General features: G+C 63.0%; 11 protein-coding genes. 4 read left to right on the forward strand and 7 right to left on the reverse strand.

The genetic code is table 11. The annotated features are described in order from the left end of the window. Positions 1-233: 233 nt before the first annotated feature. The 5 genes from I3253_RS19225 to tsaD are packed head-to-tail and all read right to left on the reverse strand — an operon-like array spanning position 234 to position 3,422. The gene (locus I3253_RS19225; RefSeq protein ID WP_197919439.1) at positions 234-629 is read right to left on the reverse strand and encodes a DUF1761 domain-containing protein; all 396 of its coding nucleotides are present in this window, start codon (positions 627-629) and stop codon (positions 234-236) included. A 47-nt stretch (positions 630-676) separates the two neighbouring features. Continuing rightward, on the reverse strand, positions 677-1,096 hold the full coding sequence (locus I3253_RS19230; RefSeq protein WP_197919440.1) for an EVE domain-containing protein: 420 nt from the start codon (positions 1,094-1,096) through the stop codon (positions 677-679). Beyond that, positions 1,096-1,371 carry a YciI family protein gene (locus I3253_RS19235; protein WP_197919441.1) on the reverse strand — a complete coding sequence of 92 codons (276 nt, stop codon included), beginning with the start codon at positions 1,369-1,371 and terminating at the stop codon, positions 1,096-1,098. The genes I3253_RS19230 and I3253_RS19235 overlap by 1 nt, the downstream gene beginning before the upstream one ends. 3 nt (positions 1,372-1,374) lie before the next feature. Then, positions 1,375-2,328, reverse strand: a complete 954-nt coding sequence (locus tag I3253_RS19240; RefSeq protein ID WP_197919442.1) for an NAD(P)H-dependent glycerol-3-phosphate dehydrogenase — start codon at positions 2,326-2,328, stop codon at positions 1,375-1,377. Beyond that, positions 2,325-3,422: a tRNA (adenosine(37)-N6)-threonylcarbamoyltransferase complex transferase subunit TsaD gene (gene tsaD, locus I3253_RS19245; RefSeq protein ID WP_197919443.1), complete on the reverse strand. Its 1,098-nt coding sequence runs from the start codon at positions 3,420-3,422 to the stop codon at positions 2,325-2,327. The genes I3253_RS19240 and tsaD overlap by 4 nt, the downstream gene beginning before the upstream one ends. Before the next feature lie 108 nt (positions 3,423-3,530). Between tsaD and I3253_RS19250 the strand changes: the two genes are divergently transcribed. Genes I3253_RS19250 through I3253_RS19260 form a run of 3 tightly spaced genes read left to right on the forward strand, consistent with a single transcriptional unit; the run spans position 3,531 to position 7,067 of the window. After that, on the forward strand, positions 3,531-4,229 hold the full coding sequence (locus I3253_RS19250; protein WP_197919444.1) for a uroporphyrinogen-III synthase: 699 nt from the start codon (positions 3,531-3,533) through the stop codon (positions 4,227-4,229). 47 nt (positions 4,230-4,276) lie between these two features. Further along, entirely contained in the window at positions 4,277-5,548 is a 1,272-nt protein-coding gene (locus tag I3253_RS19255) for a COG4223 family protein (RefSeq protein WP_197919445.1), read from the forward strand. 10 nt (positions 5,549-5,558) lie between these two features. Beyond that, a complete protein-coding gene (locus I3253_RS19260) occupies positions 5,559-7,067 on the forward strand; it encodes a heme biosynthesis protein HemY (protein WP_197919446.1) in 1,509 nt (502 codons plus the stop codon). A 60-nt stretch (positions 7,068-7,127) separates the two neighbouring features. Here the strand turns inward: I3253_RS19260 and I3253_RS19265 are convergent, their stop codons facing one another. Next, positions 7,128-9,848: an AsmA family protein gene (locus I3253_RS19265; RefSeq protein ID WP_197919447.1), complete on the reverse strand. Its 2,721-nt coding sequence runs from the start codon at positions 9,846-9,848 to the stop codon at positions 7,128-7,130. 124 nt (positions 9,849-9,972) lie between these two features. Here I3253_RS19265 and I3253_RS19270 point away from each other — a divergent pair, with 124 nt between their 5' ends. Then, entirely contained in the window at positions 9,973-10,479 is a 507-nt protein-coding gene (locus I3253_RS19270; RefSeq protein ID WP_197922789.1) for a hypothetical protein, read from the forward strand. On the opposite strand, the gene I3253_RS19275 is transcribed toward I3253_RS19270, so the two are convergent. Continuing rightward, positions 10,476-11,597, reverse strand: coding sequence for a BamA/TamA family outer membrane protein (locus I3253_RS19275; RefSeq protein WP_197919449.1), 1,122 nt, complete (start codon positions 11,595-11,597; stop codon positions 10,476-10,478). The two genes, I3253_RS19270 and I3253_RS19275, sit on opposite strands and share 4 nt — an antisense overlap. Positions 11,598-11,820 lie beyond the last annotated feature (223 nt).

Consider the following 11,820-nt stretch of genomic DNA (forward strand, 5'->3'; position numbering starts at 1 on the left):
AGCGCCCGGCGATGTGTCGGGCGTTTTGCTTTTTGGCGGGTTCAGGCGCGGTTTAATCACATTGTAAACACTTGAGATTTGCCGGAATCGCAAAGCCTGGATATGGTGATTGCATCGGGCCAGGATGGCCGGACCCTGAAACAGGTTTCACGTGTGGTGAGTAGGGAGCACGTGGGGTACGGGGGTGCCGGTATTCCAATGGCACCCCCGTCTTTGTCTTGGGGGTTCACGGCTTACAAAAGCGTCAGCACCAGGCCCATCAGGGTACAGCCGATCACGGTGTAGCCCCCATCAATCAGCATCAATATTCGGCTGCGTCCGGCAAAGGCGTAATTTGTGACAAGCCAAGGAGCGGCAAGAAAAAGGCCAATCCCAAGACCCCCGATCAAACCGCCACCAACCGTATCGATCCCTGACAGGGCAAAGACATGGCGCATCATTCCCGCGACAAGAAGCGCGCACAGGAACGCTATGATGTAGGGCATGGCGCCAGCGGTATTGACCGGGCGCCCGTTTTCGTCGGCCTTGACCCCGGCGGCCTGCATCCAGGGCTGGGCCAGGGCCATGTACCAGATGGCGCCGAAGATATACGAGGCCAGGGCGGCCGCGACGACAATCAGAAATTCCATGTGAGTCCCCTGTTTCGCAGTGCTGTGAACAGAGTATGCCCGAATTTCTAACCTTGCACACCGCCCATGGTGCAGATCGCGGCCCATTCATCGGCGCTGACCGGCTGAACGGAAAGGCGCGAGTTTTTCACCAGCACCATTTCGGACAGGCGCGGATCGGCCTTGATCATGTCGAGAGTCACGGGGGTGGCGAGCGATTGCACGGCCTTGATATCCACGCAATCCCAGCGGGTGTCTGTGGTGGTGCTGTCGGGGTGGGATTCGGCAATGATTTCAACGATGCCGACCACCGCCTTTTCCTTTTGGCTGTGATAGAAGAAGCCCCGGTCGCCGACCGACATATCGCGCATGAAATTGCGGGCCTGGTAATTGCGCACGCCGTCCCATTCCTCGCCCGCGTCGCCCCTGGCGATCTGGTCCTGCCAGCCCCAGGTTGACGGTTCGGATTTGAAGAGCCAGTAGCGCATCAGCCCAGAACCTTGTTCCAGGCGGTCAGTTCGACAGAGGCAAACAGGTTGGCGGCCTTGTAGGGATCATTGGCGGCCCAGGCCCTGGCTTCGGCCATGTCGGCGACATTCAGGATGATCAGCGAGCCGCACATGTTGCCGTCGTTATCCAGGAAAGGGCCGGCCATTTCGACCGTGTCGCCGCTGGACTTGAGATAGGCGACATGGGCGTCGCGGTTGGCCTTGCGGATGTCGAGCGCGCCGGGTTTGTCCTTGGCGATAAGGGCGATACGCATGGGTTATTCCTCTTTCAGGGGGCGGGACAAAAGGGTGGTGATGGCGTCGGTCACGCGGACCGCGCCGGTTGAAAGGTGATGGACCATTTCGCAGATGGGCATGTCGATGCCGATCCGGTCGCACAGGCGGGTGACGGCCTCGGCGGTTTTGGCGCCCTCGACGGTGATCGCCGGGTCAAAGGATTCCCGGCGTCCCAGTGACAGGCCAAAGCGGTAGTTGCGCGATTGGTCCGACATGCAGGTGAGCGCCAGATCGCCCATGCCCGAAAGGCCCGCGAGCGTTTCGGGGCGGGCGCCAAGATGGATGGCAAGGCGGGTCATTTCGGCAAAGCCACGCGTCATGAGCGCGGCGCGCGCGCTGTCGCCCATGCCCTGGCCGATACAGGCCCCGCAGGCGATGGCGATGACGTTTTTCAGCGCGCCGCCCAGTTCCGCGCCGACCACATCGGTGCTGCGATAAAGCCGCAGCGTGGGGGTAGACAGCCGATGTTGCAGCGCCCTGCCGGCGGTGTCGTCAGCGCAGGCGAGCGTCAGTGCCGTGGGCAGGCCACGCGCGATGTCGGCGGCAAAGCTGGGACCGGTAAGGATAGCCGCAACTGCCTGCGGCTTGAGGCGTTGCAGAACTTCGGCCGGGCCGGTGAGCGATGTCAGATCGATCCCCTTGCAGCAGGCCACCAGCGCCGTGCCCGACAACGGCGCGCCGATCGACGACAGCAGCGGCGCGAGGCTTTGCATCGGGACCGCCAGAAGCAGGGTGTCGGCAGAGGCAGCGTCTTCGAGTTGCGGTGTAACAGAGACTGAATCCGGCAATGTCACTCCCGGCAACCGGGGGCTTTGACCAGAGGATTTCAGGGCGGTGACATCGCGCGCCCAAAGCGTGATGTCGGCACCGCCGCGCGCCATGGAAATCGCCAGCGCGGTGCCGAAAGCACCGCCACCAAGGACGGAAATGCTCATGCCTTGGCTCCTTTCCTGCCGCTGCCCAGCAACGCTGGCGCGGTTTTATCGAGCGGCCAGCGCGGGCGGGCAGAGAGGGTCATATCATCGCGCGCGCCGCCGCGGACGCGTTCCAGCCCGGCATAGGCGATCATCGCGGCGTTGTCGGTGCACAGGTGCAGTGGGGGAGCGGTGAATCTTGTGCCGGATTCGGCGCAAACAGTCTCTAACCTTGCCCGAATCGCCGAATTGGCCGCGACACCACCGGCCACGGCCAACACCGGCTGGTCCGGGGCATGCTCCAGGTACATGGCCAGGGCACGCCGGGTTTTTTCGGCCAGAACATCCACCACGGCCGCCTGGAAGGACGCGCACAGATCGGCGCGATCCTGCACCGTCAGCCCGCCCTTGTCGGCAAGGATGGCATCGCGGGCGCGCAGAAGGGCGGTTTTCAGACCGGAAAACGACATGTCGCATCCGGGACGGTCCAGAAGCGGGCGTGGAAAACGGAAGCGTGTGCAATCGCCATTTGCCGCCTCGGCCTGAACCGACGGTCCGCCGGGCTGGGGCAGGCCCAGCAGGCGGGCGGTCTTGTCAAACGCCTCGCCCGGCGCATCGTCGATCGTGCCGCCCAGCCGGGTAAAGGTTTCGGGGCCATGCGCGATCAGGAACTGGCAATGCCCGCCCGACACCAGCAACATCAGGTAGGGAAAGGCAACCTGATCGGTCAGGCGCGGCGTCAGCGCGTGACCGGCAAGGTGATTGACCCCGACCAGCGGCAGGTCCAGCGCGGTGGCCAGCCCCTTGGCGCACATCACACCCGACAGGACGCCGCCAATCAGCCCGGGACCGGCGGTTACGGCGATGGCGTCCATTTCGACAAGGGACATCCCGGCCCGCGCCAGCGCTTCTTCGACACAAAGGTCGATCTTTTCCGCATGGGCGCGGGCGGCGATTTCCGGCACGACGCCGCCGAACGGGGCGTGCAGATCGGTTTGGCCATACACCACCGATGACAGGATCCGGGGGCGCGCGGCGCCGTGTTGGCGCACAATCGCGGCGGCGGTATCGTCGCAGCTGCTTTCAAGCCCGAGGATGGTAAGGCTGCCCGTCATGTGCCCGGTTCTGATCCTATTCGTTGCGCGTTTGCCCCTTGGCAGGTAACACCACAGAGCGGTTCAAACAATCCCGGCGCACCGATGATGGCATCAGCCCCCTCTATATTGTTGACACGTCCTTCCGGCGCGGCCGAGGGGTTTGCCCGACAACTGGCGGATGCCGGTGTGCAGGGGCCTGTCGTTATATCGCCGCTGTTGCAGATTGAAACGCTGGTGGCGCCGGACATGGCGGGTGCCGCGGGCGTGATATTCACCTCGCAGAACGGGGTTGCGGCGGTTCCGGGGCGCGACCTGCCGGCATGGTGTGTGGGGGATGCCACCGCGCGGGCGGCAACGGACCGGGGGTGGCGCGCGGTTTCGGCGGGTGGGGACGCGGAGGCGCTGTACCGGCGGGTTTTGGCCGACGCGCCAGAAGGGCCGTTATGGCATCTGCGGGGCGAGCACGCGCGCGGTGATCTGGCCGCCCGGCTGAACAGTTCCGGTATCACGGTGCAGGAGGCCGTGGTCTATCGCCAGCGCGCCTGTGCGCTGAATGCGGCGGCAAAACACCTGCTTTCGGGACACGATCCGGTGATTATTCCCCTTTTCTCGCCGCGCACGGCCCGGCAGCTTGTGTCGCAGGCCCCGTTTGCGGCGGCGGTTCTGGTGGCCGCGATCAGCCCGGCGGTGGCGGCGGAGGTGGCCAATCTGGATTGCCGGGCGCGGATCGTGGCGGCACGGCCCGAGGCGGATGCCATGATAGAAGCGACGCGGGGACTGTTCGACGCAGCGTGCCGCATTGAGGACCGGGGGAAGCTCGCCTAAGCTGTTCTCAACAGTATTGTTTCAGACCGGATTCGAAAGGGTGACAGGTGGGTAGATCTGACAAGACCGACAAACCGGCAGAAGAGCAGAGTGCGGTGGAAGCGCCGAAAGTTGACGAAATCCACGACGCTGTGATTGTAGAGGACAGCGACCACAAGGACTTTGGCGGCGATGACGGCGTGAGTGCGCCGGTGGAGATGAACGAGCCCGAGAGCGACTCTGATGCGCAGGAGAGCGATTCAGAGGCTGAATCGGATGCTCAGTCCGTTGAGTCGGGCGGTGAGGTGGCAGAGGAGATTTCTGAGCCTGAGCCTGAGCCTGAGCCTGAGCCGGTTGCCCGGACTGGTGACGCACCGCGCAAGAATGGCGTACTGCCCCTGGTGTTTGGCGGGGTGATTTCCGGCGCGATCGGTTTCGGCGCGGCCTTTTACCTGGGCGGCCAGATGGGCCGTGGGGCGGAAACCGAGGCGGCACTGGCCACGTTGCGCCAGCAGATCGCAGAGCAGACCGCGCTTGCGGCCAGTCTGCAATCCAAGCAGTCGGAGATCGCGCAGACGGCCAGTCGCGCACAGGAAGGGCTGGCGGAGATCGGGCCGCTGGCGGACGGGCTGGCCGCGCAGGCACAGCGAATCGAGGCGCTGGACAACCGCGTGGCGGCGTTTGAATCGCGCCTGACCGATATCGAGAAGCGCCCCCTGAACGAGGGCCTGTCGGCGGCGGCGATTGCCGCCTATGAGCGGGAAGTTGAGGATCTGAAGGATCTTGTTGCGGCACAAAAGGCCGAAGCGGCGGATTTGCGCGATACGGCGCAGATTTCGGCGCAGGCCGCGCTGGCGCGCTCGGCGGTGACGCGGATCGTGGCGGCGCTGGACAATGGCGCACCCTATCGGGGCGCGATCGTGGATTACGGCTCGGCCACCGGGAAACCGGTGCCCGGCGTGTTGGAAGAAAACGCCGATGGCGGCGTGGCTACGCTGCCGGCGCTGCTGGACGCCTATCCCGGCTATGCCCGCGCGGCGCTGGCGCTGGCGCGCGACGAAAAGGTGGATTCGCAGGAGGGCAGCAAGCTGGGCAGTTTCCTGAAGACCCAGTTGGGCGCGCGGTCGGTCGAGCCGAAAGCGGGTGGCGACACGGATGCCATTCTGAGCCGGGTCGAGGCGGCGCTGCGCGCAGGCAGGCTGGCCGATGGGCTGGCCGAACTGGATACATTGGCCGAGGGGCCGAAATCTGTCATGTCGGACTGGCGAATGCTGGCCGATACGCGACTTGCCGCGATGCAGGCCGCCGAAGAACTGGCGCAAAGCCTGAACACGAACTGAAGGTCATTTCATGCTCTGGTCGTTGATTAAGATACTTGTTTTCGTGGCCGCGGTTGCCGGTCTGACCTATGGCTCTGTCTACCTGCTGGAAAGCGACGGTGGGGTCATGATCACGGTCAGCGGGGTGGAATACTCGCTGGGGCCGTTCCAGGCGGCGCTGGCGCTGATTGCGCTGGTCCTGGCGGTGTGGCTGGCGATCAAGCTGTTGGGGTTGTTGGTGGCGGTGCTGAAATTCCTGAACGGGGATGAAACCGCGATCAGCCGCTATTTTGACCGCAACCGCGAGCAGAAAGGGTATCGGGCACTGGCCGAGGGGCTGATGGCGCTGGCCTCGGGCGAGGGGCGGCTGGCGATGGACAAGGCGCGGCGCGCGGAGCGCTATCTGAAAAAACCGGAACTGACCAACCTGATCACCGCGCAGGCCGCCGAGATGAGCGGTGATGCGCGCAAGGCCGAAGAGGTGTACAAGACCCTTCTCAAGGACGAGAGCACCCGGTTTGTAGGGGTGCGCGGGCTGATGAAGCAGAAGCTGGCCGAGGGCAAGACGGAGGTGGCGCTGAAGCTGGCGGAAACCGCCTTTGCGCTCAAGCCCCGCCACGAAGAGGTGCAGGATATGCTGTTGCGCCTCCAGACCGAGACCAAGGACTGGGCGGGCGCGCGCGGGACGTTGAGCGCCAAGCTGCGCCACGGGGCGTTGCCGCGCGATGTGTACCGGCGGCGCGACGCCGTTCTGGCGCTGGGCGAGGCCGAGGATATTCTGGACGAGAGCAGTTCGATCGAGGCGCGTGAGCGGGCGATCGAGGCGAACCGGCTGTCGCCGGACCTGATCCCGGCAGCGGTGATGGCGGCGCGCGGGTATATCGACCAGGGCAAGCCGCGCAATGCGGCCCGGCTGTTGAAAAAAGCCTGGGATGTACAGCCGCATCCCGATCTGGCCGCCGCCTTTGCCGCGATCGTGCCCGAGGAGACCCCGGAAGCGCGGATCAAGCGGTTCAAGGGGTTGATCAAGGGCAGCCCGGATCATTCGGAAACGAAGATGCTGATGGCCGAGCTGAACATCGCCGCCGAGGATTTCCCCGAAGCGCGCCGGGCGCTGGGCGATCTTTTCGAATCGGATCCGACACAGCGGTCTCTGACCATCATGGCGGCAATCGAGCGCGGCGAGGGCGCCAGCGACGCGGTGGTCAAAGGGTTCCTTGCCAAGGCCCTGACCGCGCCGCGCGGCCCGCAATGGGTGTGCGACAACTGCCACAATATTCACGCGGCCTGGGTACCGACCTGCGAAAACTGTCACAGCTTTGACACGCTGAGCTGGGTCGCGCCGCCGGAAACCGGGACGCGCAGCGGTACAGGTGTTGAAATGCTGCCGCTGATCGTGGGCGCGTTGGATGATGAGGCGCCGGAAGACGACGAGGACCAGGTGCCGGAGGCCGAAGTCGTGGACGCGGAGGCCGAAGTGGTGGAAGAGGAAGGCAGCGACGCCGCTGATCCTGTTGAAAGCGGGGCGGTGCGCCAGTAGCGTCTGCCCCGCGCAGAGATTGTTCCGGCGGTGGCGCAGCAGGCACCGGATGGGGCGGACTTATTCCAGCTGAAAGATGTCGGGCACACAGGGTGTCCGGGTTCCGGGCATGTCCGAGGCGCCATCGGCGCGGCGGCTGCGAGAGCCGCCGACCTGAAGCTTGAACTGGGGATCGGACAGCTTGCCGGTAACATCAAAGGGCCAGGCGCTGCGCGACAGGGGCCTGCCAACGCGGCGCGGTTCGGCCCGGAGCGCGATGCTGTCGCGCCGCCAGTCCACCTCGCCACGCGCGACAAGCTGGACAGAGCGGGTTTCGGCCACGACCTGATCGAAGGTGACACGCCCTGCGTTGATCCTCACCGGCGCGCGTACGCAGACAATCTCGGTTTCGCCGCGCCGGCGCTCTTGGGAAAACAGCCATGGGAAGACGCCCAGCCCGGCCAGTTCCAGCAGGCTGGTGGCGATCATTCCGTTGCCCATGCCAAGCGCCGCCGATCCGACCATCGAATTGGCGAAGGTCCTGACCGGACCGACCTTGCCGATCACGTTGAAATCGGCGCGCAGGATGCCATTGGCCTGGATGCCAAGGCCAATCGACTCGAGGATCCTGCCAAAATCCCAGCCGCTGGTGCCGCCTCTGATGCTGATGTTATCGGGATCATTGACGACATCCATCTGGGCAAGAACCTTGAAAAACCCCCTGCCATAGCGCAATTCCATCGGCCCGGCCTGCACCTTTCCCAGATCGGCAATCAGTTTGCTGGTCATGGATGATATTCCGGCGTCGCCGATGAACTGCCGGATGTCGAGCGCGATTTCCAGATCGGTTTCGGTGAGAATGCGGTAGGGGCTGAGAAGCCCCTTTTTCCTGTCTTCGATCACCAGTGGCTGAAGCGGCGGCCTGGTATCCTGTTCGGGGGTTGCGGTGTTGGCTTTGCGGTCGGCGCGATGTGCCCTGGACAGGCTGATCGCGGCTTTGGTGCCCTCGCGAATGTCCACAAGGCGCATCTTTTCGCTGAGTATCGTGCCGCGCACGAGATTGATTTCCCGCGACAGGTCGAATGACAGGTTGGTTGTCACATCGCTGCCAGCGGCCTGAAATCCAAGATCGATTGACGCCGTTTGATCCTGGCTGGCGAAATCGAGGTCAATACCCAGCGCGCCTGCTTCGATCGGTTCGGCCTGAAGGGCGGCCAGAACCTGGGCGCTGTCGGCAACCCGGAGGGCGAGTTTGATCGCGATACCGCCCAGTTCGGTCAGTTTCTCGACGGTCATTTGCGTGTCCAGCGACCAGAGATCGGTGTCTTGGCTGCGGGCGCTGAGCCGCGTCACGCCCAACTGGCCCGATGCGTCGGAAAGTTCAAATTCGGCGGTGACACGCCCGAATTGATCTGCGTTTTCCGGGGGCAGCGCGGTGAGGACAGCGGACGCCTTGCCATCGAACCGGCCGGAAATGGCAATATCCGAGAAACCCAGGGCATCGCCGACATCGCCTTTGGCGGTGATGAAAGGTGCGTCGCGCGGGCCGATGTTGATGCGAAGATCTTTCAGCCCAAGTGTTTGCTGCGGCGTGCGGTAGATCTGGCCGATCGTGACCGGCCCGATCTCGGTTAGATCCTGTTCGAAAGCGTTGGTAAGGAACAATAGCTCTTGAAATCGCACACCGCGGCCTTGGCTGATGACATGGGCGTCTATCCCGGTGAGCTTGATGTCCTTGAACCGAGCCGCATTGGGTGGGGGGGCATTCGAAGGGTGAAGCCGGGCATTGAGGCGCATATCGACCCCATCCACTGTCAGCAGATTGTCCACATCGCCGGTGGCAGAGATCCGGCGGCCCTTGTCCAGCTCAAAGCTGGAATCGAGGCCGGAAACGGCCAGTTGTCCAGGCCGGCTTGTGACCTGGGCCGTCAGCGTGCCGCTGCCGCCAAAGCTGCGCTTCAGGCGCAGGATATCGAACAGGTCGCCCACTTCTCCCGTGTCCAGGTCAAGACGTGCGGTGTATCCGGGACCATCGGCCAGCGCCGTGCCGTCATAAGTAAGAACAATGTCGGCGAATGTAACCTTGTGGGTGAAGGGTGCCCCGCGCGGGTATTTCCCATCGAGACTGAACGGCTGGTCATTGACAGTTCCGTTGCCGGTAAACGAGACCAGCCGACCGCCTTGCATCTGTACGAGCCGGGCAGACTCCAAATCGAAATCAAAGATGAAGCCATTGGCCTTGTTGTCGAAAACAAGCCCGATATTGGTGAACGAAACCGTCTTGTTCGACAGGAAGCTCAGGATAGATCCCCTGTTTGATCCCGCATCGGGTGTTTGTGGCGACGCGGTGTCCCGACGGGGTGTTTCCGCGGCGGCGCGGCGTTCCTGTTGAAACGCCCGATCGGCCCATTTGATCCAGCTTGTTGTGCCGTCCCCGGCAGTGATCATATTGACCTGCAATCCATCCACCACAAGGTTATCCAGCGCCACGCGCCCGGCAATCAGGGCGGGGATATCCAAAGTCAGCTCCAGCAAGGATAGTCTGATCAGGGTTGTATCGGGGAGGTTGGAGCTTGGAATAAGCGCCTGACTGACATGAATGAGTGTAGAGAGCCCCGGTTCCAGCCGCACATCGCCCTGTATGACAAACGGATGTCCAAGCTGGGCGCTGAGCAGGTCTTCGACCAGGGCGATGCGCCAGCTGCGCAACAGGGGAGAGGCAAGCATGAGCCAGACAAGAAGCGTGAGCAGGACAAGGGCAAGCGTCAGCCATTTGGCAAGCGAAAGTAGGGCCTTGGGCATTCGGGTGGTCCTTTGCGTCAGCCGACGTGGCGCGATGCTACAGGCAAACCGCAAGACCGCAAAGACCACACGGCGGGCGAAAAATCGTTTTGGCGGCCGGGCGTTGCGCGCCATATTGGGAGTTATGGGCTATTGGCGCTTTCAAAGGGTGGTTTTGCGGTTTGCATTGTCCGTGTTCGTCATGGCGGGCCCGGCGCTAACCCAAGTGGCCAGCGACTGGGGTGTATCGGGGGATTGGTTGATCCGTGTTGATCCAGGCGCGGGCGATGGGTGTTTCATGCAGCGTCAGTACGAGAGCGGCACGATGGTGCGGATCGGCTATGTGCCCAAGGACGGGGGCGCATTTTTGTCAGCACATAATCCGGCGTGGACGCAGATTGTAGCCGGGGAACGCGGCAGCGTGATCTTCGATTTTGGCGACAGCCGGTTTCAGGGAGAGGCTGTCGGGGTGAACGAAAACGGGGTTCCCGGTGGGTACGCGTTTTTCAACAACCCGGAATTCGCATCGGAGTTCGGCCGCCGCCACAGCGTCGCCATTCAGGGCAAGAATGGTGCTGAGGAAATAATCGACCTGTCCGGCAGCATGGCCGCACTTGGCAAGCTGAAGGCGTGCCAGGCCGAGCAGGGCTAGAACCGTTCACCGACCGAGATATAGAGCAGGGATTCGCCCTGATCGTTGTATGACATATCGATGGCGAAACTCACGGGCACCTTCCTGGATACTCTGATACGCAGTCCGAGCCCACCCGCGGCGCCACCCCTGGTAAGGGAGTCAAAGCCGGTTCCAACCGAGCCGGCGCCGGCGAATGCGACCATCCCGATCCGGTTGGTGAACATGTGGCGCAGTTCGGCCTGAACAGACAAGAGGTTTGCATCAAGGTATTGCGTGGGGTTGAAACCGCGCATGGAATCGGTCCCGCCGATAGAGCAGAGATCGAAGAACGGCGCGCTGCGTTCCGTGCTGCACCCGGCGAGGCGCAACCCAAGCACGCTGCGCTCTCCAATCGAGTGAAACTGGCTAAGCAGGGCGGTGGCTTTGGTATAATCGGTGACGGTTCCGGTTTCGACCTGGTTGCGCAGGACCGTGGCGGTGGCATGTGTCCCGCGGGTTGGGTAAATGTCGCTGTCGCGTGTATCATATTCGGCGGTCAGGCCCAGGCTTGCCATTTCCAGGCCGCCGTTCAGGGTAAAATTGGACCCGAGGGAGCCGAACGCCGGATTGCCGGACGAAATATCGGTTTGCAGGTACTTGGTGACGAGTCCAAGCGACAGGTTCGGCGCGATCTGGTGGCCAAACTGAAGGCGCGCGAACGTGCCGGTCTGACGAATCGGGATGGTGAAGGGGCCGGCAAGAAGATCGTAATTCAGCGAGGCATCCGCCACGGTTGCGGCGACATCCCATGCGCCGCCGCCCAGCGAAAGCTTCAACGTCGCACCGGTTGCCTCGCTGCCGTTTTCCGAACGCATGGCGCCAGCACCAATCAAGGACGTGCCCGCGCCTTCGGTGGCGGTAAAAAGGTAGCCGGCGCCCAGGGCCAGCCCGCTGCCGATCAGGGGGTTGGAAAAGGGAATCGGCGCCACGATCAGCGACCCTTTGCGAAAGCCGACGCTGTTCTCGGGGTCAATATCCGTTGTCACGCCAACATGAGCATTCACGACATTGGTATCGGCGGCCGAAACAGGCTGTGCCATGCCTGCGACAAGCACGACCAGAAAAAGCCGCAGAGGTTTGGCCAGGAATTGCGTCATGAATACATGATCCGAAATTTTGCTGGCCCAACGATATAGAGTTTGTGCATTTCCGCAAAGCTGAAGCAATGTCACAGCGCGTTTTGTTTGCCCGGTGACCTGCCACGGGATTTTTCCTCCACCGTTGATTAGAGTCCGACCTAACTTGAGGACGGACAATGAAGCGAACAAGATTCACGGACGAACAGATCATCGGCATCCTGGCTGAGCACGAGGCGGGCGC

Source organism: Thiosulfatihalobacter marinus (assembly GCF_016019955.1).
Classification (GTDB): Bacteria; Pseudomonadota; Alphaproteobacteria; order Rhodobacterales; family Rhodobacteraceae; genus Shimia; species Shimia marinus_A.